This is a genomic window from Methylomarinum sp. Ch1-1 (assembly GCF_030717995.2).
Taxonomy (GTDB): Bacteria; Pseudomonadota; Gammaproteobacteria; order Methylococcales; family Methylomonadaceae; genus Methylomarinum; species Methylomarinum roseum.
The window spans coordinates 749639-773342 of record NZ_CP157743.1; the positions used below are offsets into that span (position 1 = coordinate 749639).

Genomic DNA, 23704 nt, shown 5'->3' on the forward strand with positions numbered 1-23704 from the left:
ATCCTGCGGCGAAGTTTTATGTGGATGCCGGCCTAGACGCCATGACACCTGAAATATTCCAACGCCGCATCCTCGGCTGGTTTGACCGGCACGGCCGCAAAGACCTGCCCTGGCAGCAAAACATCAATCCCTACCGGGTTTGGGTTTCGGAAATCATGCTGCAGCAAACCCAGGTCGCGACGGTGATCCCCTACTTTCAGCGCTTCATGGTCCGTTTCCCGGATGTGTTCAGACTGGCCGAGGCGCCGCTCGATGAGGTTTTGCAGCACTGGGCGGGTCTCGGTTACTACGCCCGAGCCAGAAATCTGCATAAATCCGCGCGTATCGTCGCCGACAATGGCGGCGTGTTTCCAGACACCCTAGACTCGATGAGTGAGTTGCCCGGCATCGGCCGTTCCACCGCCGGGGCGATATTGAGCATCGCCTGTGGACAAAGTCATCCGATCTTGGATGGCAACGTCAGGCGGGTATTGGCTCGTTTTCATGGCATACATGGCTGGTCCGGCGACAGCAAGGTCAATAAGGAATTGTGGAGCGTCAGTCGTCGTTACACGCCGCTGCAACGCACTGCCGATTACACCCAGGCGATGATGGATATGGGGGCGACGCTATGCACCCGGAGTAAGCCCAATTGCGATGGCTGTCCGTTGGGCACTGCTTGTTTTGCCTTTCGGGAAAATAAAACCGATGTGTTGCCGACCCCGAAGCCGCGCCAGAAAATACCGGTGAAACAAGCCTTTTGGCTGCTGTTGAAAAACGACGAACAACAAGTATTGTTACAAAAAAGACCGCCTAGCGGCATCTGGGGCGGATTATGGAGTTTGCCCGAATTCGTCAGTCTGGCGGAATTGCAGCAGTGGTGTCTAGAGAAAAATTATCCGGTGCGACGCCTTCGAGAATTGGCTAGCCAGCGCCATACCTTCTCTCACTATCATCTCGACTATACCGCCGTCATCGTCGAGAGTGAAAACCCCAATAATAATGTGATGGAAGCAAATCTGGCAGTCTGGTATAAAACCAGTCAAATTGACTCATTAGGTTTACCTGCGCCGGTAAAGAGATTATTGCAGGATCAACAGATAGAGGAAGAGTATGACGAGAATGGTTAAATGCGTGAAACTGGGGATTGAAGCGGAAGGTTTGGAACAACCGCCGTTTCCCGGCCCGAAAGGACAATATATTTATGAGCATGTGTCGAAACAGGCTTGGCAGGAATGGCTGAACATGCAGACTATGATTATTAACGAGCAGCGTTTGGCCAGCTTCGATCCCAGATCGAAGAAGATCCTGGAAGAAGAAAGGGAAAAATTTCTGTTTTCCGGTGGATTCGAAATGCCGGAAGGCTACGTGCCGCAAAAAGACTGAATCTAAGGGTTCAAATATGCATTAAACGCTGAGAGTTCGTGCCTGAAAAATCAAGGAGTTGTAAGTCGATGTTTGCAGTCATGTCCCAGCTAACTTGCTCCGAAAGCCGCCATGAGTACGTCCATGGCGGCTAACTGCTTCTGCTTCACGCTGCACTTGCACATCCTTGTGCGGTGTAAGCTTTAATGCAGCCATGCTGCATGTGTTTCTACATAACTCACTGAGGCATGACACGCTAAGCATTTAATCTCTGAATTCAAGATTAAATGCTTTACCTTGAACCTAAAGCTTTTGTAACTATTCAGCTTGATGCTGAGAAAATCATTTTTATACTGAATAGTTAGTGTGGCCAAGCTTTTTACCGCTTCATCGATTCGAAAAATTCTGCGTTGGTTTTAAAGTCTTTCAGTTTGCCCAGCAAAAATTCCGAAGCGGCCATTTCATCCATCGGCTGCAGTATTTTGCGCAGAATCCAGGTTTTTTGCAGTTCTTCCGGCTCGACTAGGTATTCCTCGCGACGTGTGCCGGAGCGATTGATGTTGATCGCGGGATAGATGCGTTTTTCGGCGATTTTGCGTTCCAGATGCAATTCCATGTTGCCGGTGCCTTTGAATTCTTCGTAGATCACTTCATCCATGCGTGAGCCGGTATCGATCAAGGCGGTCGCGAGGATGGTCAGACTGCCGCCCTCTTCGATATTTCTAGCCGCACCGAAAAAGCGTTTCGGTTTCTCCAGTGCATTGGCGTCGACGCCGCCCGACAGCAGTTTGCCGGAAGACGGCACCACCATGTTGTAAGCCCTCGCCAGACGGGTGATCGAGTCTAACAGAATAACGACATCGTGTTTGTGCTCAACAAGACGACGGGCTTTTTCGATGACCATTTCGGCGACCTGGACATGACGCGTGGCGGGTTCGTCAAAGGTGCTGGAAACCACCTCGCCGCGCACGCAACGCTCCATCTCGGTCACCTCTTCCGGACGTTCATCGATCAATAACACGATCAGATAGCATTCTGGATTGTTTTCGGCGATAGAGTGGGCGATATTCTGCATGATCATCGTCTTACCGGCTTTGGGCGGCGATACGATCAGCCCCCGTTGTCCTTTGCCGATAGGCGCCACCAAGTCGATGATGCGGCCTGTCAGGTCTTCGCTGGAGCCGTTGCCCTGCTCTAGTCTAAAGCGTTTATTGGCGAATAAGGGGGTGAGGTTGGAAAAGAGGATTTTATGCTTGGCGTGTTCCGGGGCTTCGAAGTTGATGCTTTCGACCTTCAGCATCGCGAAATAACGTTCACTGTCCTTTGGCGGCCTGATTTTACCGCTGACGGTGTCGCCGGTGCGCAGACCGAATCGCCTTATCTGACTGGGGGAAACATAGATGTCATCGGGGCCGGCAAGATAAGAACAGCCGGGAGTTCGTAAAAAGCCGAAACCATCCTGCAGTATTTCCAGTACGCCATCACCATAAATATCTTCACCACTTTTTGCCTGGCTTTTCAGAATGGCAAAAATTAATTCCTGCTTTCGGGCTCTGGCGATATTATCAAGGCCTAAAGATTCGGCAATGGAAATAATTTCATTAATCGGTTTTAGTTTTAACTCGGAAAGATTCATATTAAAAGAGCGTTCAGGAAATGCAACACGACAGAAGGCCGCGGTCACGAAGAAAGGGTTAATAATTAGGGATAAAAAGACAGAAATAGGGGCGCGCTGAAATAAGCACGTGGTGAGTATAACGCAATGGAGCGGGCCCGTCCAAATAATTTTTACCGGACCCTTCCAAGCAATGCTGCCGATCAGATGTTGCTATCGATGAAATCGGTTAATTGTGACTTGGTTAAAGCGCCAACCTTAGTTGCTTCCACTTCGCCATCTTTGAAAATCATTAAGGTGGGAATGCCTCGCACACCATAGTGTTGAGGGGCTTCGGGATTTTCGTCGATATTCAGCTTTGCCACTGTCAATTTACCTTCGTATTCAGCAGCAACTTCATCCAGCACTGGTGCAATCATTTTGCATGGGCCGCACCATTCAGCCCAGTAGTCGACCAGAACAGGGCCACTGGCCTTAATCACTGTTTCGTTAAAATCCGCATCTGATACATGAAGGACTAAGTCACTCACGCTATTCTCCAATATTTTTCAAATTTAAAACTATAGGTGGGCCGAGGATAATTTGTCAATCAATTTCAGTGAAATTAATTTTTACGTTATGCTATTAAGGATGAAAAAATCACATTTGACCGAAACACGCTTCAGCAACCTGGAACTTTCGGATTCCATCATAAAAGGCTTGAAAGATGCTGGCTTTATCAACTGTACGCCGATACAGGAAAAGTCTTTGCCGTTGTCGCTCAGGGGCAAGGACATCGCCGGTCAGGCGCAAACCGGAACCGGTAAAACCGCGACCTTCCTGCTGGCGGCCTTTCAACATTTAATCAATGATGATAGCGAGAAGATAAAAAATCCCCGGGCTTTGATTGTGGCGCCGACTCGAGAGCTGGCCATCCAGATTCATAAGGACGCCGTTCAGTTAAGTTCTTACCTAAATCTTAGGTTCGCACTAATATATGGGGGCACCGATTACAAAAAACAACTGGATAAGATCAAGTCCAATGTCGATATTATTATCGGCACGCCGGGCCGCATTATCGATTTTTACAAGCAAAACGCCTTCACGTTGAACAACATCCAGGTCATGGTGCTGGACGAAGCGGACCGGATGTTCGATCTCGGTTTCATCAAGGATATCCGCTATCTGCTGCGCCGCATGCCGCCGCCCGAGAAACGCCTGAATATGCTGTTTTCGGCGACCATGTCATACAAGGTCACCGAATTGGCCTATGAGCACATGAACAACCCGGTCGTGGTCAAGATCGAGACCGAGGAAGTGACCTCGAAATCGATCAAGCAAATCGCCTACTGCCCTGCCAATGAACAAAAAATCCCGTTGTTGTTGGGTCTGCTCAAACAGCATCAACCCCAACGCAGCATCGTTTTCGTCAATACCAAACGCAGCGCCGAGCAATTAAACAATTATCTGCAGGCCAACGGTTACAAAACCGCCCTGTTAAGTGGCGATGTCCCTCAAGACATGCGTCAGCGCCTGCTCAATGATTTTCAGGAAAGCAAGCTGACGTTGATGATAGCGACCGATGTCGCCGCTCGCGGCCTGCATATTCCGGATGTCTCGCATGTATTCAATTATGATCTGCCCCAGGACGTCGAAGATTACGTGCATCGAATCGGCAGAACGGCGCGTTTCGGAGCCAGCGGTGAGGCGATCAGCTTTATCTGCGAGGAATACGCTTATTCGATGCCGGATATCGAAGCCTATATCGGTGAAAAAATTCCGGTGCAGAGCATCTCGGAAGAATTGCTGGCCAAAGATATCAAGCAGCCGACAAGCAGGCCGCCGCGAAAACCCTCTCAAGACAAGCGTACCGGCAAACCGCGGCGCAAGCCTAGCCGTCCACCGGCATCAGCTCCCGAAAGTCCTCAATAGCAGGAAACTCGGTGATGTTGCGTTTGCCGGCCCGGCTGTCCGGTTTGCTGACCGAAATCAGCTGGGCAATGCCGAATTCTCTGGCTGCGGTCAACACCGCCTGGCTGTCATCCACCAGCAAGCTGCGGTGTTTGGCGAAGACATGATGCTGTTGCAGGCGTTGCCAGAAGCCCTGCTGCTCCTTGGCGAAGCCGAAATCATGGGAACAGATAATGGCGTCGAAAAACACATTCAGGCTGGTTTTTTCCATTTTCAGCCCCAGGCTGTTTCGATGCGCATTGGTGACCAGCAGTAATTGGCGCGACGACTTTTGCACCGCCTCCAGGAATTCGGTCACATGCGGCAATACATCGATCAGCCCGGAAATTTCCTGTTTAAGTCCGGCTATATCCAGATCCAAGGCGTTACTCCAGTAGTCCATGCAATACCACTCGAGTTTTCCTTCCATCGCCTTAAAGCGCGGCGCCAGTTGCCGTTTGGCTTCGGCCAGAGTCAGACCGTTATTTTCCGCATAGCGCAACGGCACAAATTCATTCCAGAAATGATTATCGAAATTCAAATCCAGTAACGTGCCGTCCATATCCAGCAAAACGGTGTCAATTTGTTTCCAATTTAGCATAAGAGTGAGTTATATTGTAATTATTCAGCGTAGTTTTATCAGAGGGAGTAGGTTATTGATTTATCGGGCTGTCTGCAACAGGACGTTGCAGTCAACTGTCAATCGAGCCACCGATTCCTCTTCCGACGTTTGGAGAAGTTATTTCATACTCGTTCCTTAAGAAACGAGCCGACATTCCCAAGGAATGTGCGCCGATGCACAACTCAAATCGTTGACGACAAGTCATTGCTTCGGCGACCACCGAGAAATCCACGGATGGGCCTTGTTAAGCGTTTCCCTAAGTCGCTTGAACCGAGCCCTAGCCACGAAAAATGATTCAGAAACCGAAAATACTTGCCAAGTCGACTGTTGCCAGAAGCCGTTTGTTTCATATTGAAGCATTGGAGCTTGAATTCAGCAACGGTGAACAACGAAATTACGAACGCTTGATTCGCGGCGCCGGCTGCGGGGCGGTGCTGGTGGTGCCGTTATTGGATAACGAAACAGTGCTGCTGGTCAGGGAATATGGCGCCGGTCTCGACCGTTATGAACTGGGGCTGCCGAAAGGCAAGCTCGATCCCGGCGAAGACTATATGGCGGCAGCCAATCGCGAACTGAAGGAAGAGATCGGCTATGGCGCCAAAAAATTGCAGCATATCATGGAATTGTCGTTGGCCCCCTCTTACATGGAGCACAGCATCGATGTCGTGATCGCGATGGATTTATACCAGGAAAAACTACCGGGCGATGAACCGGAAGAATTGCAAGTGGTGCCCTGGAAAATCGACGATATTCCCGGGCTGTTGGCCAGTGGTGAATGCAGCGAAGCGCGTTCCATAGCCGCCTTGTATTTGACGCTGGATTATCTGAACAGGCGCCGAGAATGAAATCACCGCTCGAGTCCGGATTGGGCTGGATCAACAAGTGCTTCGATAGCACAAATTTCGACCAGATCAATCAGCAGAATTATGTTCGTTTGTGGACCCGTTTTCAAAATATTGAAAAAAAGGGACCGGCAGCCTCCGCTATCGAGGAGCAATTGGACAAATTGAAGAGCCACCCGGATTGGAATACTGTCAAAACGGTCGAATTGTTAATGATACCGTTGCTGAGCGAATGCGATCTCGATATCGAGCTGCGTTATCAACTGCATAAGGCGGCTACACTATTCAATGACCAGGAATACGCATTCTTCAACCAGGAATTCAAAAAAATCGCAGAAGAGGATGCTGAATCTGTTCGCGAAAAAAAACGCGCCTTGTTGAGCAAACTGACCGCCAGCCTGCACAGGTTCTATGAAGGGCGGCAGCATAGAAGCATGTATGCCAATAAGGCGCGCTTGAAGATCGGCTTTTTCTTCAGCGCGGCGATCCTGCTCAGCGTATTCCTGCTTGCGATCGGCATACTGTATCCGGATGGCATATATCAGTATGTTGCCGATAGCCCATGGCTCAAGACATTGACCGCCGAAAGTCCCGATTCCACGCCTATCCATCTGCATTTCGCCATCACCGCATTGATGGCCGGCTATATGGGAGCCTGTTTCAGCATGTTGATTTCGCTTAAAGCCAGGGTGGAAACGGTCACGTTGCAGGAGCTGGGCAATTTACACAGTCTGCATTTCATTCTGACTCGAATCATCACCGGCATCGGCGCAGCGCTGATCTGTTATTATTTCTTCAGAGCCGAACTGCTGAGCGGATCGTTGTTTCCGGATTTCGGTCAAAAGCAGGAGATTAATCTGAACTCGAAAAGCTTTTTTTCCCTGATAATCTGGTGTTTCATCGCCGGCTTCTCGGAAAAACTGGTGCCCAGCATCCTGTCGACTACCGAGGCGCAGCTGGATAAGAAAAGATAGTTATTGTCCGGCCACCGGCGCGCCTTCCTGATGTTCCGTGGTGTTGAACACATAGGAGGCGACGATGCCCCGGTTATCGAAGCGCACTACCAGATCCTCGGTGCTGCCCTCGCCGAATAGGCTGTATTGATAATGACCGTAAGTCCAGGTCCGTTGGCCGTTTTCGATGCCGACCCGCCAGGGTGCGCCAAACATCGAGCGTATCTGCCGCTGCGTGGTTTCGCCGATGGTGATTACCGAAACCTGACTGCTGGGAAATTCACGGCCGATCGAGGCGCAGCCGCTGACCAATGACAACACACTCAATAAGACCGTGATTCGGAAAAGACCCATCTTCATTTATAGCTCTCCGGTAAAAAATGCGCCATCGTCCGATGAAATGCCGCTTGAGTCAAGCCATTTGAATACAAATAATTCGGTCGCATCCTGTTTAAATACGATAAAGCGGTTCCAGCGCCTCATCCACTGGCCGTTTAATCTGTTCGCGGGCATTGTGTTCGGCGAAGGCCTGAAACAAGGGCTTGCCTTCCCAGGCGTTTTGATCCGCCGCATAAAGACATTGATTAAGGTGCAGAATTTCATCGCGCAGACGCGCCTCGCAATGCGGCGCGATGGCGCCCAGGCTGGCGCTATGGTATTGCATTTTACCCCATTCCATTAGAGCCTGTTTTGCGCCCTGCGCATCATTGACTTGACAGGCCGCCTTCAGCCGCTTAATCGAGTCTTTCAAGCGCTTGTGTTCGCTGTCGACGAGCGGCACGTCCTGAGATTTCGGTTTACGAAAATGCCGATGCAGCAAAAACGCCAGCGTCACCAGCCAACCGCTCCCTAAAAATAACGCCAGCCACCTCCAGAAATGATCGCCTGCTGACGTCGGCTGCACGGTCGTTTCAGTCGGCTGCGTTGAAGGAGAGGCCGGAGCCGCAGGCGGAGTCGGTTTAGCGGCCGGCGTGCCGGCAACGGCGGTCAAGGTCACCGGCGGAATGCGCGCTATTTCCATTTGCTGGCTTTCGGTATTGAACCAAGGGACTTCGATCGCGGGCAGTTCGAACGTGCCGGCTGAGGAAGGGATGAAGGCGATTTTCTCCTCGCGAAACGCGATCAGGCCTGTGGCGTTTTTCTGTTCCTTCAGAACCGGCTGATCGGGATAAGTCTTCAGTTGGGCGTCATCGCTAGGCGTCGCCAGTTCCGGGAGTTGGCCGACCGTCGTGCCCTTGGCCAAAATCGTCAACGTGCGGGTCAACGGTTCGCCAACCTGGAACCGTAAATTATCGTTGGACCATTTTTGCTCAAGATGAAGTTGTTCTGCCGGCAGCCAATGGTCGGCCGTATAGCTGTCCGCCGCCGGCAGCACGTCCAACGTCACGGCTCTGGAAGAGACGCGCTTGGTTCTGGTGACCTGGGAACTGAAAAAACCGTTAAAGCGCGAGCGGGAACCGCTGACCACTTCGGCGGTCAGCGTTAGCGGCGGAATGGTCAAGCGGCCGCTCTGCTGCGGAAATATTGCATATTTACGTTCGGTCACCGCGTAACTGACGCCATTGATACGGGTATTGTAATTGCTATCCTCGGTGAGTTTTTCCACAACGGCGTCGTCCAGCTCCGGTTCGCTCAGGCTGGCCTGGGTAATCTGCACCCGGCGATAAAAACGCAATGTATAGATAATCTGCGACTGCACATAGGCTTGCTCCGGTGTTGTCTCGACTTCCAGGAATAGTTCATCATCGCGGTTGTTGAGCGCGGGCGCCTGCATCACCGTGATGGTCAACGGTTCGGTGGCGTCATCGCCAAATGCAATCGAGGGTATCAGCAATCGGCCGGTGCGTTTGGCCATCACGTCCAGCGTCCACTGAATGGTTTTGCTGAAGCGGCCGTTGACCCAGGAGGATTGCGAGCTTTGCCGTTGATTGAGGATATCGAAGTCTTGCCGCAGCGTGCTGAAATCGGGATCGTCGTCGGGCGATTCGCGGGCGGTGAAGGTCAACTGAAACGAGTCACTGATGCTGACCGGGTTTCTGTCCACGGCGACCTCGATGTTAGCCGCCTGTGTTAAGGGGGTGAATAACAAGGTTAACAAAACGATGGCCGAGCCGTATTTAAGCCAGGCCGCGAGAGTTTGAATGGTTACCATGTCTGATCCGTCGATGCTGGTTTGCGGCCGCGCCGGCCGTATTGATATCTGAATTTACGTTTTAGCAGACCCGAAGGATCGTCGGGAATGCGCTTCAGCCATTGTTCGCTGGCCTGCTCGCTTTCCTCCGTTTCCGTTTGTTGGGCAGCCTGCTCCTGTTGTTCGGCAGCCTGTTCCGCTTGCCGTGGGCTTTCATTTTCACGTTGTTGCCCATCGTCCTGAGGCGTTTGTTCGGAGGCCTCGGGCTGCTGATTGTCGTTTTGCTGCTCGGCATCGGTCTGCTGTCGTTCGCTATCTTGCCGCTCCCCGGATTGTTGCGAGGGTTCGCCATCCTGGTTTTGCTGCTGCTGTTGATCGGACGGCCGGCTATTATCGTCTTGTTGCTGATTTTGTTGTTGCTGTTTTTCCAGCTCCTTTTCGACCAAGTCCTTATTGTATTGGGCGTCTTCATGACCGGGATCGATCTGCAACGCTTGTCGATAAGCTTCCAGCGCCTGCTGGTATTGTCCGGTCTTCGCTAAGGCATTGCCCCGGTTGTAATGGCCGTCGGCGGTATCGATATTTTGCAGCGTTTCCGCCGCCTGCTGATATTGTCCGGCCTTGTACTGGGCGGCGGCCTTCCATGGCAATGATTCGAATTGTTCCGCCGCCTGTTGGTATTGTTGTTGCTCGAACGCCTGTTGCGCCTGTTGATTCGGGTTCGTCCACAGATCTCGCCATTCCAGCGCAAAACTGTCCTGTGGAAACGGCAGCAACACGAAAAAAGTCATCGTCAGCAGGCCTTTTCTGAAACTTAACGCCGCCAACGGCAAGACCAGCAGCAATAACCAGGGGCCTTTTTCGGCCCACTGATCCAGATACAGCGGATTGTGTTCTTGCTTGTCTGTTTTGGGTTGGTCCATCGCGGACAGCAAGGCCTCGATATCGCTGTCATCGGCACTGATGCTGCGATAAACACCGTCGCCGGCCGCGGCCAGCGCCGACAATTGTTCGGCATTGAGTTTTGGCACGACGATATTGCCGTCGACGTCTTTTAAGAAACCGCCTTCGGCCGCCTTGACCGGTGCGCCTTCCGCAGTGCCGACGCCCAATACCGATAAACGGTAAGCGCCCAATAATTCAGAAGCCTCGTCAATGACATCGGCGGTGATCGCGTCGCCGATCAATAGAATCTGCCCCTGTTGCAGACCGGCCTGGCGCAGCAGATCGATCGCCAGTTTAAGCGCGGATTCGGCATTGCTGCCCTGGCTGGGCATGATGCTGGTATGCAACGCATTCAATTGACTGGCGATGGTTTCGTTATCCTCGGTGAGCGGGGTGACAGTGAAGGCGTCGCCGGCATAGACCAGTAATGCGGTCTGGCCGTCCTTGCGCCGGTTCAGGATGTCGGCGATTTTATAACGCGCGCGTATCAGCCGGCTCGGTTTGATGTCGCTGGCGTTCATCGAACGCGACAGATCCAGCGCGATCACTAGCGCCGCGTCATTACGAAAAACCGGCGCGGGCAGCCGCTCCCAGGTCGGGCCGGCCAACGCGACAATGCCCAGCAGCGCGGCCAAGGAGGCCGCCGTCAACGGCCAGCGGCTTTGTTCTACGGCCCGGTCTTGCAAAATATACGGCAGCAAGGCGGCATCGCAGACCTCGGACCAATTGCCTCGGCCCAGCCGCTTTTTCAGCGACAGCATGATCAGCACTAACGCCGGCAATAGGGCTAGCAGCCAATAAGGCCTGATAAAATGAAATTCCGCCAAGTTCATGTCCACCTCGTACGGTTGATGGCGATCGCCGCCGCTAATAGCAGCGCCAACGCCAAAGGCCAGTGATACAGTTCGGTTCGGGGGCGAAAATATTGCTTGTCTTTTTCCACCGGCTCCAATTCATCGAGTAATTGATAAATTTTGTTCAGTTCCTGCGTGTTTCTGGCGCGAAAATAACGACCGCCGGTTTTTTTCGCGATCGCGCTCAGGGTGCGTTCATCGAGATCGCGCGAAGGATTGATCTTGCGCGAGCCGAAAAAACTGCGCACGATCATTTCATCGGCGCCGATGCCGATGGTGTAGATTTTCAGTTGATTTTCCGCCGCCAGTTCCGCCGCTTGCAACGGCGAGACCTCGCCGGCGGTGTTGGCGCCGTCGGTCAGCAAAATCAGCACTCGGCTGTCCGCCTGTTGATTTTTCAGGCGTTTAACCGCCAGGCCGATGGCGTCGCCGATGGACGTTGCCGGCTCGTCATCGGTAATGCCGATGAAGGCTTCATTCAATAAGGTCACGACAGTCTGGCGGTCGAAGGTCAGCGGGGTCTGCAAATAGGCGGTCGTGCCGAACAAGATCAGGCCGATACGGTCGCCGACCCGGCGCGCGATGAAGTCGCCGGCTACCTGCTTGGTGGCGGTCAGCCGGTCGACCCGCTGTTTGCCGACGATGAAATCGCGCTCTTCCATGCTGCCGGAGACATCGACCGCCAGCATCAGGTCGCGGCCGCTGACCGCCTGCTCTATCGGTTCGCCCAGCCATTGCGGACGGCAACCGGCCAGCACCAGCAGGATCCAGGCCAGCGCGGCCAACAGCAAAGGCCATTGCTGAGGCTGCGAAACCGCTGTGGTCTCGGCGCCGGCCAGATCGTCGAGAAAAGGCACTTTCAACGCCGCCTGCTCCACCGGCGTTTGCGCCGGCAGCAGCCACCGAAACAGCAGAGGCAGGGGCAGCAATAACATCAGCCATGGCCATTCGAAATGGATCATCGTTTCTGCCCTTTTAGCCACTGTTCGCACAAGCCGATCAACGCCGACAGATCGACATCGTCGGGCGCCGTTTTGCGAAAATGCGCATCGGCCAAGCAGCGTCCGACGCCTTCGCTGAACGGCGAGCCTTTGACGGAGCGGTCCAGATGGCGCAACCAGTCGGCGCCGGTCAAGCCGGCGCAGTGTTCGCGCGGCGTCACGCTGATCGACACCCGACGCAGCAACGCAGATAGCTGCTGCAGTTTTTGCAGAGGATCCGACTGCTGATCTTCTTTGATCGCGGCCAATATCTTTTTCGCACTTTTAACCGCGGTGCGCCGCACTATGCGTCGATAGAGGCGCCACAGCATGAAAATCAGCGCCGGAATCAGGATCAGCAGCAGCCACCAGCCGATTGCCGGAGGCCACCAGTCGACCGCTTCCGGTATATGAATATCTTTGAGCGGCAGTTGTTGTTCCATTATCTGAACACCTCCAGCGGGTCGTCGGCGGTGCTGCAATGCAACACGGTTAAGCCGGGTTTACGGTTCAACTGTCGCAAATAATCTGTGCGTTGCCGAAAACGTTGCTGATAACCGAGGATGCGTTGTTTATCGCCGCTGTCTATCACGACATCGCGTCGTTCGTCGGTAAAGCGGTATCGGCCTTTAGACGGCAAATGGCTTTCCAGCGGATCGTAGACATGAATCATCACCACCTCGCAGTGCCTGCTCAGCTTCGCTAAATGTCGTTCCGCGTTGTTGCCGGCGAGACCTCGGAAATCACTGATCAGATAGACCAGACTGCCGGGTCGGGCGTGCTGAACCAGGCGGGCCAGGACTAGTTCCAGCGTCATCGCGGCCTCGAAGGCGAAATAAGGTTTGACCAGCGCTTTAAACAGGCGCAAGACTGCATGTTTGCCGTTTTGCGGCTTCAGTTCCAGGCAGGCTTCGTCGGTGAAAATCTGGCCGCCGATACGGTCGCCGTGTTGCTGCGCCGCCCAGGCCAGCAAAGCGGCCAGTTTGGCGGCCTGTACCGACTTGAATACGCCGCGGGTGGCGAAGCTCATGGTCTGGCGATAATCCACCGAGATAAACACCGGTCGCTCCCGTTCTTCACGGTAAATCTTGGTGTGAGCTTTGCCGGTGCGCGCGGTGACACGCCAGTCTATGCTGCGGATATCGTCGCCAGGTTGATAAAGACGAGTCTCATCGAATTCCATGCCGCGCCCCTTGAAACGGGACAAATAGCCGCCGCTTTGCCCGGAGCGAATCTGATCGTGGCGCAGATTCAACGCCGACGCCGCCTTGGCGAGATAGACCAAGGTGTTCAGTGTCACCGAGACCCGTTCGTTGGATGACGGATGAGTGTCAATTGCTGTTTTCATTTCATCTATAAACTTTTCTAACCCGCTACCCTTGCGGCGATATCGTTACGGCACCGCGACGCGGGCGATTAATTCCTCGATGAAACGGTCGGCGGTAATGCCTTCGGCTTCCGCCTCGTAGGTCAAGATCAAGCGATGCCGCATCACATCGTAAGCCATGTCTTGAATGTCTTCCGGGGCGACGAAGTCACGCTGCTGCAGCCAGGCCTTGGCGCGGGCGCAACGGTCCAAGGCGATGCTGGCGCGGGGGCTGGCGCCGTACTGCAGCCATGACGCCAGGTCCTCGCCATAGGCGCCGGGATTACGGGTCGCCAACACCAATTGCAACAGATATTGTTCCAAGCTGTCGGCCATGTGGATGTCCAGTACTTCATGGCGGGCGGCAAACAGCGTTTGCTGATTGATTTTCTGCAGTGTCGGCTGTTGCCCGGCAAGTTCGCCTTTGGCTTCGGCCCTGGCTAGATGCAGGATTTCTTGTTCATGGTCGGCGGGCGGGTAATCGATTTTGATATGCAGTAAAAACCGATCCAACTGAGCTTCCGGCAGCGGATAAGTGCCCTCTTGTTCGATCGGATTCTGGGTGGCCATCACCATGAATAATTTCGGCAGCGGGTAGGTGGCGCCGCCGACGGTGATTTGTCTTTCCGCCATCGCTTCGAGCAGCGCCGCCTGGACTTTGGCCGGAGAGCGGTTGATTTCGTCAGCCAGCACCAGATTGTGAAACAACGGCCCTTTTTGAAATTCAAAGCTGCCCTGCTGAGGACGATAGATTTCCGTGCCGGTCAGATCAGCCGGCAATAAATCCGGCGTGAACTGCACCCGGTGGAAATCCGCCTCGATGCCCTGGCTCAAGACGTTGATGGCCCGGGTTTTGGCCAGGCCAGGAGCGCCTTCGACCAGGATATGACCGTCGGCGAGCAAAGCGATCAACATTCTTTCAACCAACACGTCCTGGCCGATGATCTGTTTGCTAATGTAAGATTTCAGTTGTTGCAAGGCGATTTGTGTAGTGCTTAAACTGGTTTCAGCCATATTTTGCGCTTTCCTTTAATTAGATTTTGATTCCGTCGCGCCTGTCCCTGCGGTTTTTCATCCTTGGCCGATTCGTTGGCAGTAAACGGCGACTGTGACGTAAAGTCGGGATTAAAGTTCCCTATTTTAACTCGGATAGTCGATTAAGGCAGCCCGGATAAGTAAAATAATGATTATAAAACAATATATTGGAAAATATTGATGAGCTTTCGCCGCCCATGCTCTGTTTTGAATTGCTGGATGCTGGCCGGCGCTTGAATTTGGCGGACTTGGGATAGTATATTGATCGAATTTTTTCAGCGATCCAAGATGACAGCTTATAAAACCGCCCCGGTGGCCAGCCGCGAACTGCCGCCGGGCACGCCCTTCATCGTCGTTAACGAAGCCGCCGAACGTTTCAGTTATTACGGCATGCGCGCGATACTGGTCATTTTCATGACCCGCTATTTAATGGACGCTAATGGTCAGCCCGACTTGATGTCGGAAAATGAGGCGCAGGGGTATTTTCATTTGTTTGTCTCCGCCGTTTATTTCATGCCGGTCCTTGGCGCGCTGTTGGCGGACAGCGTGCTGGGCAAATACCGTACGATATTGTTTTTGTCGCTGTTTTACTGCGTCGGTCATTTCGCTTTGGCGCTTGATGACACCCGCATGGGCTTGCTGGTGGGACAAGGCCTGATCGCATTGGGAGCGGGCGGAATCAAGCCTTGCGTTTCCTCGCATTTGGGCGACCAGTTCGGCGCCTCCAATCGACACCTGCTCAGCAAGGTGTTTGGTTGGTTTTATTTCTCGATCAATCTGGGCGCCTTTGCGGCGATGTTGATCATTCCCTGGTTGCTGGCCGAATACGGCTCATCGGTCGCCTTCGCGGCGCCCGGTCTATTGATGCTGCTGGCGACGATCGTGTTCTGGAGCGGTCGTTACCGTTTTGTTCACATTCCGCCGTCCGGCATGGACTTCGTTCGGGAAAGCCTCAGTCGCACCGGTTTGCAGACCTTGGGTAAATTGGCCTCGATTTATCTGTTTATCGCGGTGTTTTGGGCCTTATTCGAACAGATCGGTTCTTCCTGGGTCCTGCAGGCGCAAAAAATGGACCGGATGATCTTCGGCCTGGAATTGTTGCCGTCACAAATTCAGGCGGCCAACCCGTTGTTGATCATGTTGTTGGCGCCGCTGTTTTCGTATTGGCTATATCCGGTTCTGGATCGCATCATGACGCTGACCGAGCTGAAGAAAATGGCTATCGGTCTGTTCATCACGGTGATCGCCTTCGTCATCGCGGCTTTGATTCAGGTCCAGTTGGATGAAGGGGGGAGAGTGCATATCGGTTGGCAGTTATTGGCATATCTATTGTTGACTGCTGCCGAGGTGATGGTTTCGATTACATGTCTGGAGTTTTCCTATACTCAGGCTCCGAAAACGATGAAGTCGTTCATCATGGCTTTTTATTTTTTATCCATCGCGATAGGTAATCTGTTTACCAGCGCCGTTAATTTTTTTATTCAGAACGAGGACGGTAGCAGCAAACTGGCCGGCGCCGATTATTTTTGGTTCTTCAGCGCCTTGATGTTGCTGACCGCCTGCCTTTTCATATGGATCATACGCTACTACACTGAAAAGACATATTTACATGATGAACAGGCGGTATAATCTTTGCGGCCTGCAATTCTGACTAAGGGCATCACATGAAAAAAACCATCTTAATGATTGCCGCATTGTTTTCCGGCGGCAGCTTCGCCGGCGTGTATAAATGCACAGATGCGTCAGGCAACACCAGTTATCAATCCAAACCCTGCGCCGACCGGAACAAGTCCTTTGAAATGGATATTAAAAGCGGTGCGGCGGTCGATTTAGGTCGGCAACAGCGTCAAAAACAACAGGAAGCGGAAGAACAGCAACGCTTGCAACAGCAGGAACGGCAACGTTTGTTGCAAATAGAACGACGTAACAAAGCGGCGGTAGCGGAAAGTGAGATCAACCAGGCCATGATCAAGAGCAACCCGGCTCAATATTCGCCTTTCGCGATACCGGCCTATAAGCCGGAAAAATTACCGGCCTTGGTCAAGCAGTTTGCAGAGCGCTTGCCGGACATCGAGAAATTTCGTCGTTTGGCGGCGCAAAAGGCCTTGGCCAGCGGTCAATGCCAGCGTGTTGAAGCCGATGAGTTGGATCTCAAGAGCCGGAAAAGCAAGCTGGTTTTTGTGATCGATTGCAGCAGCGGCAAGCGTTTATATTTCAATGAGATGGAGCTAACGGAACAATGAGTACAGCGAAGACCCTTTTCATTACCGGTTGTTCCAGCGGCATCGGTTATGTCACGGCGCAGGAAGTCAAAAAACGCGGTCACCGAGTTATCTGCTCGGCGCGTAAGGACGACGATGTCCAGCGTTTGCAGGCCGAGGGTTTTGAAGCCCTGCGACTGGATTTGGCCGATTCGGCAAGCATACAAGCCGCGATGCGGGAACTGATCGAACTGACCGATGGCAGTATCGACGCGGTTTTTCATAACGGCGCCTTCGGCCAGCCTGGCGCGGTGGAAGATTTGAGCCGGAAAGTGCTCAGAGAGCAGTTTGAAACTAATTTTTTCGGCGCCCATGAGCTGACCACGTCATTGTTGCCATTGATGCGCAAACAAGGCCATGGACGCATCATTTATAATAGTTCGATCCTGGGGTTTGTCGCGATGCGCTATCGCGGCGCCTACAATTCCAGCAAATTCGCCCTGGAGGGCTTGGCCGATACGCTAAGGATCGAACTGCATGGCACGAACATACACATCGTTCTGATCGAACCGGGGCCGATCGAGAGCGATTTCCGCAAAAATGCCTACGCGTTGTACAAAAAGAATATCGATCCCGAGCGCAGCTTTCATAAAGAGACCTATCGAGCGATGGAGCAGCGCTTGCAAAAGCAAGGTCCGGCGGCCCCTTTTACCCTGCCGGCGGCAGCGGTTGCCGAAAAAGTTGTGCATGCGTTGGAGGCCAAAAAGCCCAAAATCCGTTACTATGTGACCTTTCCTACCTATTTGTTCGCTTATTTAAAGCGTTTGTTGCCGATGTCCTGGTTGGATTATCTGCTCAGATCGGTGCAATGAATGCAGCAGTTGCAGGAATTTCCAATCAATTGCCCCTATTGCGGTGAAAACATTACGGTTTTAGTCGATGCCTCATCGGGTGGGCAGCAATATTATGAAGACTGTCAGGTTTGTTGTGCGCCGATTTTCATTACTTTAGAGATCGATGAAGAGGGGAAAATCATGCTTTCGGCCCGCAGAGATGACGAATAATTCAGCTTGAATTCAGCTTCTTTGACAGCGTTAGCGAATAAGATAGGGTCTATCCATCCATAAAATTTGTGTTAGAATCGCCCATGACATATAGCTAATGAGCATGGTGTTAATAGTTATATGCTTATTATAAAAAAACAACAATGAGGTTTTATTACATGAATATTTTAAAAAGCGCTGTCGTTGCTTTCTCTTTAGCTATCTCGATGGGGACTTTCTCCACAACAGCAGTCGCCTATGAAGAAGGTCGTACTACTTTCAGTCCAATTGATGCGATCAACATGACTGTAGAGCGTGCTCAGGCTGCCAAAGCTGCTATCGGCGCAGGCGCTGATGCGATGGAAGTTGCTGACCTGATCAAAAAAGCCAGCGATACGACTAAAGAAATCAATGCGAATGACGTCGTTGACAGAAACCGTCAACGTGCAAACGGTCACTTCAAAAAAGCGCGTCGCGCGGCTAAAAAAGGTGACCTGGAAGGCGCTACTAAGCATTTGGACAAAGGCATCGAAGGCATGGAAAAGCTGAAAGGCATGCTGTAAGCAGTTGCCGGATACAGGGCGTCAAATTGGCGCCCTATTGTTTTTCATCTCCTCTCCCTGTTCAGCTTGATCTTAGGTCTCTAGGTCGTTAGCCCCCCTCCTCTCTTTATTCAGCATAGCGCCGACGAATCGTCAGTGATCTTGGTTATAGCCATCCCGACTCTTGCCGCATTCGAAGACAACGGCACATTGAAATTTCCGGATTAAGCGCTTAAATGCGTGCAAACATCATCTCTCGCCTTGCTTTCAGGCAGCTTGCTGGATATAATTCCTAAGCTAAGAAATTACGGGGATGAATATGACAGCTAGAAATGAATTTTCTACTGTCAAGAATTTATTACTGATGCAAGTCCTGATTGCTATCTCGGTAGCGTCGGGATTTTTCGTGCTCGGCGGTTGGAAAAATGCGTTGTCTCCGTTTCTCGGGAGCAGCATTGCATTGCTGCCGAACTGTTATTTTGCCTACCGTTTATATCTGAGTAGAAACTGGGATGCAAAAAAAATCGTTCGTTCCTTCTATGCGAGCGAATCGAAAAAACTATTTTTAACGGCGGCTTTGTTTGCAATCGCCTTTCAAATCCCTGATATAAATTTATTAACACTGCTAATCGGTTATTTGGCGGTGTTGTCGACTTTTTGGTTTGCCCTGATATTGTGGCGTAATTAATGATTATTGTGAGGAAAAATGGCTAGCGAAGGTGGAGCAACCGGTTATATTGTTCATCACTTGACCCCGTTGACGGTCGGTGAAGGTTTCTGGACTCTGCATCTGGATACCCTGTTTTTTTCGGCGCTGCTGGGTGGCCTGTTTGTCTGGTTTTTTAAATCACAAGCGGACAAGGCGACCGCCGGAGTGCCCAATCTGACCCAGAATATCGCCGAAATGCTGGTGGAGTTCGTCGATGGCCAGGTCAAGGATACTTTCCACGGCCGCAGCGAGTTGATAGCGCCTTTGGGTTTGACCATTTTTTGCTGGGTGTTTTTGTGGAATTTCATGGATTTGATTCCGGTTGATTTGTTACCGTTGATCGCTAGCTTGATGGGCATGGAATATATGCGCGTGGTGCCTAGCACCGACTTGAATGCGACCTTTGCTTTATCACTGAGCGTGTTTTTCCTGATTATCTTTTACAGCGTTAAGGTAAAAGGCGTCTTCGGCTTCGCCAAAGAGCTGACCTGCACCCCTTTCGGGCCGTGGATGATGCCTTTCAACCTGTTGTTGAAAGTGGTTGAGGAAATCGCGAAACCCATTTCATTGGGGCTGCGGCTTTTCGGCAACCTTTATGCCGGTGAATTGATTTTCATCCTGATTGCTTTGCTGCCACCTTTAATGCAACCGCTGCTCAGTTTTCCATGGGCAGTGTTTCATATTCTGATCATCACGTTGCAGGCTTTTATATTCATGGTGTTGACCATCGTCTATATGAGCATGGCGCACGAAGATCACTAATTTCAAGCTTTATTCCTTTACTTTATTAATACATAACTAGGAGATTTTATGGAAATCGCATCTTTAATCGCTCAGGTTCAAGGCTTAACAGCTGTTTCTGTCGGTATCATTTTAGGTCTAGGCGCCGTCGGCACCGCGATCGGTTTCGGTCTGTTGGGCGGCAAGTTCCTGGAAGGCGCGGCTCGTCAGCCTGAATTAGTGCCTATGTTGCAGGTTAAAATGTTCATCGTTGCGGGTCTGTTGGACGCGGTCACCATGATCGGTGTTGGTATGGCTTTATTTTTCACTTTCGCGAATCCGTTCCTTGCTGCTGTACAGTCTGCTGCAGGCTGAGGTGTACCCAATTAACAACAGCTATACGAGGAAAGCATCATGAGTATCAATGCTACTCTGATCGGGCAGATGATAACGTTTACGCTTCTGGTGTGGTTCACCATGAAGTACGTTTGGCCGCCAATAATGCAGGCGTTGGAAGAACGTAAAAGCAAAATTGCCGAAGGCCTCGCCGCCGCGGAAAAGGGTCAGGAAGAAATCAGATTGGCCGAGAAAAAAGCCAAGAAAGTTCTGAAGGAAGCGAAAGAACAGGCGTCGGAAATCGTCAGTCTGGCGCAGAAACGCGCTAACGAAGTGGTTGAAGAGTCGAAGGGCAATGCGCAAAAAGAAGGCGAGCGCATGATTCAGGCCGCGAACGCGCAAATTGAACAGGAAATGCAACAAGCCAGGGAAAGCTTGCGTAAGGAAGTTTCCGCATTAGCTTTACGTGCAGCTGAACAGATTTTGCAGCAAGAAATCGACAAGGCCAAGCACAAAGACATTATCAATAAAGCCTCTGAACAACTAGGTTAAGCAATGAGTGAACTATCAACATTAGCAAGACCCTATGCGGAAGCGGCTTTTAAAAGAGCCAAAGAAGTTGGCGCTGCGGGCATTTGGTCCGATTCGTTGGCCTTCTTATCGGCAGCCATGCAGGATAAAGAATTGGCCGCAATCATCGATAATCCAAGAGTCGGCAAGGAACGAGCGACGCAATTGATGATGGATATCTGTGAGGGACAAATCCATGATGAAGCCGTCAATTTTCTGAAAGTGCTAATAGAAAATGACCGATTAAAACTGGCGCCCCAAATTGCAGCATTATATGAGCAATATAAAGCCGATGACGAGGGTTACGTCAATGTTGAAGTTTACAGCGCCTATGCCTTGACCAAGGAAGAGGAAAAGAAATACGTCGCGACGCTGGAGAAAGCGCTCAACAAAAAAGTGCATGCAAGCGTTTCGATCGATAAGACATTGATCGGCGGCATTCGTGCGAAAGCGGGCGACAAAGTCATTGACGGTTCAATCAGCGGCCAGCTTCATCAATTAGCGAAAAGGCTCTAAAAGCCAGAGTGGGAAAAAACAAAATGCAATTAAATCCATCTGAAATTAGTGATCTGATTAAGAAGAAGATCGAGAATTTCGACGTCAAAGTCGAAGCTCATACAGAAGGTACCGTGGTCAGCGTGACCGATGGTATCGTAAGGGTTCATGGCCTGTCTGACGCAATGCAAGGTGAAATGCTGGAATTCCCCGGCGGTTCATACGGTATGGCGCTGAACCTGGAAAGAGACTCTGTCGGTGTGGTTATGTTGGGCGCCTACCAGCACATCACCGAAGGCGACACCGTTAAATGTACCGGCAAGATCTTGGAAGTACCGGTCGGCGAAGCCCTGCTGGGTCGTGTCGTCGACGCCTTGGGTAACTCGATCGACGGTAAAGGCGCCATCGACACCAACGAAACATCGCCGGTCGAAAAAATCGCACCGGGCGTTATCGCCAGGCAATCGGTCGATCAACCGGTTCAAATAGGTTTGAAATCAATCGACTCGATGATTCCAGTCGGTCGCGGTCAGCGGGAGTTGATCATCGGCGATAGACAAACCGGTAAAACGGCGATTGCCGTCGATGCGATCATCAATCAAAAAGGCACCGGCGTTAAATGTATTTATGTGGCGATCGGGCAAAAACGCTCGTCCATCGCCAACGTCGTACGCAAGCTGGAAGAGCACGGCGCGATGGATCACACGATCATCGTTTCGGCTTCTGCGTCGGAATCCGCAGCGCTGCAATTCATCGCTCCTTACACCGGTTGCTCGATGGGAGAATTCTTCCGCGATCGCGGCGAAGATGCGTTGATCATTTATGATGATTTGACCAAACAAGCCTGGGCTTATCGCCAGATTTCATTGTTGCTGCGTCGTCCACCGGGTCGTGAAGCTTATCCGGGCGATGTTTTCTACATCCATTCGCGCTTGTTGGAACGCGCCGCGCGTATCAACGCCGCGGAAGTGGAAAAACTGACCAACGGTAAAGTCAAAGGCAAAACCGGTTCGTTGACCGCATTGCCTATCATCGAAACTCAAGGTGGCGACGTATCGGCTTTCGTACCGACCAACGTGATTTCGATTACCGACGGTCAGATTTTCCTGGAAACGGATCTGTTCAATTCCGGTATCCGCCCTGCGGTTAACGCCGGTCTGTCGGTTTCCCGGGTCGGCGGTTCTGCGCAAACCAAGATCATCAAGAAACTGGGCGGCGGTATTCGTCTGGATTTGGCTCAGTATCGTGAATTGGCGGCATTCGCTCAGTTCGCTTCAGACTTGGATGAAAGCACGCGTAAACAAATCGAACGCGGTCAACGCGTCACCGAATTGATGAAGCAGAATCAATACAGCCCGATGTCGGTCGCACAAATGGCTGTGTCGCTGTTTGCCGCCAACGAAGGCTATCTGGATGACGTGGAAGTTGAAAAAGTTCGTGATTTCGAGGATGCGCTGCAATCTTATATGAAGGCGGAACAGGCCGATTTGCTGGCGAAGATCAACGAAACAGGCGATTACAATGATGAAATTCAGCAGAGTCTTCATGCTGCAGTAAAGGATTTCATTAAAACAAGTAGCTGGTAAAGGGTCTAGTAATGGCTGTTGGTAAAGAAATACGCACCCAGATAGCGAGTATCAAGAATACGCAGAAAATCACCCGCGCTATGGAAATGGTCGCGGCGAGTAAAATGCGTAAAACCAAAGATAAAATGGAGGCGACCCGCCCCTACTCGCAAAAAATCAGTCGGATAATCAAACATCTGGCGCATGCAAATCCTGAATACAAGCATCCGTTCTTGATCGAACGCGATGTCAAACGGGTTGGGATCATCATCGTAAGTTCCGACCGCGGTTTATGCGGCGGCTTGAATTCCAATCTATTCAGAAAAGTGCTGACTCAATTCAAGGAATGGCAAGGCGCCGACTTGGAAGTGGATGTTTGCGCCATCGGCAGTAAGGGCGCGAGTTTTTTCAGCGGTATCAACGCCAATATTATCGGCCAGGCGGTTAAATTAGGTGATACGCCGCATGTCAACGACCTCGTCGGCGTCATTAAACTGATGCTGGATGCCTTTTACGAAGGCAGAGTCGACGAGTTGTACGTTGCCTATAACGAATTTGTCAACACGATGACACAGAAACCAACGGTGGAAAAATTACTGCCTGTGGTTGAAGGTGAATTGGAAGAAGATCTGAGCGGTCATTGGGATTATCTGTATGAGCCTGACGCAAAGGAAGTACTGGATAATTTACTGTCGCGTTATATCGAGTCTATCGTCTATCAGGGCGTCGTGGAAAACAATGCTTGTGAACAGGCGGCTAGAATGGTGGCGATGAAGAGCGCTTCCGATAATGCCGGTAATATCATCGATGAATTGCAGCTGGTTTATAACAAAGCCAGACAAGCCGCGATTACGCAGGAAATCTCCGAAATTGTTGGCGGCGCCGCGGCTGTATAGAGCCAGAAAGC

At 51.6% G+C, this 23704-nt stretch carries 27 protein-coding genes; 17 read left to right on the forward strand and 10 right to left on the reverse strand.

The window, feature by feature from the left end:
• Positions 1–41: 41 nt before the first annotated feature.
• Together mutY and Q9L42_RS03790 are read left to right on the forward strand one after the other, a co-directional pair.
• Positions 42–1109: an A/G-specific adenine glycosylase gene (gene mutY / locus Q9L42_RS03785; protein WP_305910300.1), complete on the forward strand. Its 1068-nt coding sequence runs from the start codon at positions 42–44 to the stop codon at positions 1107–1109.
• Positions 1093–1365 carry an oxidative damage protection protein gene (locus Q9L42_RS03790; protein WP_305909758.1) on the forward strand — a complete coding sequence of 91 codons (273 nt, stop codon included), beginning with the start codon at positions 1093–1095 and terminating at the stop codon, positions 1363–1365. The genes mutY and Q9L42_RS03790 overlap by 17 nt, the downstream gene beginning before the upstream one ends.
• A gap of 358 nt (positions 1366–1723) precedes the next feature.
• Here the strand turns inward: Q9L42_RS03790 and rho are convergent, their stop codons facing one another.
• Together rho and trxA are read right to left on the reverse strand one after the other, a co-directional pair.
• The gene (gene rho, locus Q9L42_RS03795) at positions 1724–2980 is read right to left on the reverse strand and encodes a transcription termination factor Rho (protein ID WP_305909757.1); all 1257 of its coding nucleotides are present in this window, start codon (positions 2978–2980) and stop codon (positions 1724–1726) included.
• 182 nt (positions 2981–3162) lie between these two features.
• Positions 3163–3489, reverse strand: a complete 327-nt coding sequence (gene trxA / locus Q9L42_RS03800; protein ID WP_305909756.1) for a thioredoxin TrxA — start codon at positions 3487–3489, stop codon at positions 3163–3165.
• A 100-nt stretch (positions 3490–3589) separates the two neighbouring features.
• Here trxA and rhlB point away from each other — a divergent pair, with 100 nt between their 5' ends.
• Positions 3590–4870 carry an ATP-dependent RNA helicase RhlB gene (rhlB, locus tag Q9L42_RS03805; RefSeq protein ID WP_305909755.1) on the forward strand — a complete coding sequence of 427 codons (1281 nt, stop codon included), beginning with the start codon at positions 3590–3592 and terminating at the stop codon, positions 4868–4870.
• Here rhlB and yrfG read toward each other — a convergent pair.
• A complete protein-coding gene (yrfG, locus tag Q9L42_RS03810) occupies positions 4830–5489 on the reverse strand; it encodes a GMP/IMP nucleotidase (protein ID WP_305909754.1) in 660 nt (219 codons plus the stop codon). The two genes, rhlB and yrfG, sit on opposite strands and share 41 nt — an antisense overlap.
• A 311-nt stretch (positions 5490–5800) precedes the next feature.
• Between yrfG and nudE the strand changes: the two genes are divergently transcribed.
• The gene (gene nudE / locus Q9L42_RS03815) at positions 5801–6355 is read left to right on the forward strand and encodes an ADP compounds hydrolase NudE (protein ID WP_305909753.1); all 555 of its coding nucleotides are present in this window, start codon (positions 5801–5803) and stop codon (positions 6353–6355) included.
• Positions 6352–7326: a hypothetical protein gene (locus Q9L42_RS03820; protein WP_349431969.1), complete on the forward strand. Its 975-nt coding sequence runs from the start codon at positions 6352–6354 to the stop codon at positions 7324–7326. Before nudE ends, Q9L42_RS03820 begins: the two co-directional genes overlap by 4 nt.
• Here the strand turns inward: Q9L42_RS03820 and bamE are convergent, their stop codons facing one another.
• From bamE to Q9L42_RS03855, 7 genes are all read right to left on the reverse strand, one after another.
• Complete coding sequence (gene bamE, locus Q9L42_RS03825; RefSeq protein ID WP_305909750.1) at positions 7327–7665, reverse strand: outer membrane protein assembly factor BamE domain-containing protein; 339 nt, start codon at positions 7663–7665, stop codon at positions 7327–7329.
• A 91-nt stretch (positions 7666–7756) separates the two neighbouring features.
• Complete coding sequence (locus Q9L42_RS03830) at positions 7757–9457, reverse strand: BatD family protein (RefSeq protein WP_305909749.1); 1701 nt, start codon at positions 9455–9457, stop codon at positions 7757–7759.
• Positions 9451–11214: a VWA domain-containing protein gene (locus Q9L42_RS03835; RefSeq protein WP_305909748.1), complete on the reverse strand. Its 1764-nt coding sequence runs from the start codon at positions 11212–11214 to the stop codon at positions 9451–9453. Before Q9L42_RS03835 ends, Q9L42_RS03830 begins: the two co-directional genes overlap by 7 nt.
• Positions 11211–12197, reverse strand: a complete 987-nt coding sequence (locus Q9L42_RS03840; RefSeq protein WP_349431972.1) for a vWA domain-containing protein — start codon at positions 12195–12197, stop codon at positions 11211–11213. The genes Q9L42_RS03835 and Q9L42_RS03840 overlap by 4 nt, the downstream gene beginning before the upstream one ends.
• Entirely contained in the window at positions 12194–12658 is a 465-nt protein-coding gene (locus Q9L42_RS03845; RefSeq protein ID WP_305909747.1) for a DUF4381 domain-containing protein, read from the reverse strand. The genes Q9L42_RS03840 and Q9L42_RS03845 overlap by 4 nt, the downstream gene beginning before the upstream one ends.
• On the reverse strand, positions 12658–13563 hold the full coding sequence (locus tag Q9L42_RS03850; protein ID WP_349431974.1) for a DUF58 domain-containing protein: 906 nt from the start codon (positions 13561–13563) through the stop codon (positions 12658–12660). The genes Q9L42_RS03845 and Q9L42_RS03850 overlap by 1 nt, the downstream gene beginning before the upstream one ends.
• 45 nt (positions 13564–13608) lie before the next feature.
• Positions 13609–14595 (reverse strand): AAA family ATPase, encoded by a 987-nt coding sequence (locus Q9L42_RS03855; RefSeq protein ID WP_305909746.1) that lies wholly within the window; start codon positions 14593–14595, stop codon positions 13609–13611.
• Between the two features lie 309 nt (positions 14596–14904).
• On the opposite strand from Q9L42_RS03855, the gene Q9L42_RS03860 reads away from it, so the two are divergent.
• The 12 genes from Q9L42_RS03860 (at position 14905) to atpG (ending at position 23693) form a co-directional block, all read left to right on the forward strand.
• Positions 14905–16245 carry a POT family MFS transporter gene (locus Q9L42_RS03860; RefSeq protein WP_349431976.1) on the forward strand — a complete coding sequence of 447 codons (1341 nt, stop codon included), beginning with the start codon at positions 14905–14907 and terminating at the stop codon, positions 16243–16245.
• A gap of 35 nt (positions 16246–16280) precedes the next feature.
• A complete protein-coding gene (locus Q9L42_RS03865) occupies positions 16281–16859 on the forward strand; it encodes a DUF4124 domain-containing protein (protein WP_305909745.1) in 579 nt (192 codons plus the stop codon).
• Positions 16856–17689, forward strand: a complete 834-nt coding sequence (locus tag Q9L42_RS03870) for an SDR family oxidoreductase (RefSeq protein ID WP_305909744.1) — start codon at positions 16856–16858, stop codon at positions 17687–17689. The genes Q9L42_RS03865 and Q9L42_RS03870 overlap by 4 nt, the downstream gene beginning before the upstream one ends.
• The gene (locus Q9L42_RS03875) at positions 17690–17881 is read left to right on the forward strand and encodes a CPXCG motif-containing cysteine-rich protein (RefSeq protein WP_305909743.1); all 192 of its coding nucleotides are present in this window, start codon (positions 17690–17692) and stop codon (positions 17879–17881) included.
• A gap of 158 nt (positions 17882–18039) precedes the next feature.
• Positions 18040–18423, forward strand: coding sequence for a hypothetical protein (locus tag Q9L42_RS03880; RefSeq protein WP_305909742.1), 384 nt, complete (start codon positions 18040–18042; stop codon positions 18421–18423).
• Positions 18424–18721: 298 nt separating this feature from the next.
• Positions 18722–19090: an ATP synthase subunit I gene (locus tag Q9L42_RS03885; RefSeq protein ID WP_349431980.1), complete on the forward strand. Its 369-nt coding sequence runs from the start codon at positions 18722–18724 to the stop codon at positions 19088–19090.
• Positions 19091–19108: 18 nt separating this feature from the next.
• Positions 19109–19873: a F0F1 ATP synthase subunit A gene (gene atpB, locus Q9L42_RS03890; RefSeq protein WP_305909741.1), complete on the forward strand. Its 765-nt coding sequence runs from the start codon at positions 19109–19111 to the stop codon at positions 19871–19873.
• A gap of 48 nt (positions 19874–19921) precedes the next feature.
• Positions 19922–20206, forward strand: coding sequence for a F0F1 ATP synthase subunit C (gene atpE, locus Q9L42_RS03895; RefSeq protein ID WP_432648877.1), 285 nt, complete (start codon positions 19922–19924; stop codon positions 20204–20206).
• Between the two features lie 39 nt (positions 20207–20245).
• Entirely contained in the window at positions 20246–20719 is a 474-nt protein-coding gene (locus tag Q9L42_RS03900; RefSeq protein WP_305909740.1) for a F0F1 ATP synthase subunit B, read from the forward strand.
• A gap of 3 nt (positions 20720–20722) precedes the next feature.
• Positions 20723–21253 (forward strand): F0F1 ATP synthase subunit delta, encoded by a 531-nt coding sequence (locus tag Q9L42_RS03905; protein ID WP_305909739.1) that lies wholly within the window; start codon positions 20723–20725, stop codon positions 21251–21253.
• Between the two features lie 23 nt (positions 21254–21276).
• Positions 21277–22818 carry a F0F1 ATP synthase subunit alpha gene (atpA, locus tag Q9L42_RS03910; RefSeq protein ID WP_305909738.1) on the forward strand — a complete coding sequence of 514 codons (1542 nt, stop codon included), beginning with the start codon at positions 21277–21279 and terminating at the stop codon, positions 22816–22818.
• Positions 22819–22829: 11 nt separating this feature from the next.
• Positions 22830–23693, forward strand: coding sequence for a F0F1 ATP synthase subunit gamma (gene atpG, locus Q9L42_RS03915; RefSeq protein WP_305909737.1), 864 nt, complete (start codon positions 22830–22832; stop codon positions 23691–23693).
• Positions 23694–23704 lie beyond the last annotated feature (11 nt).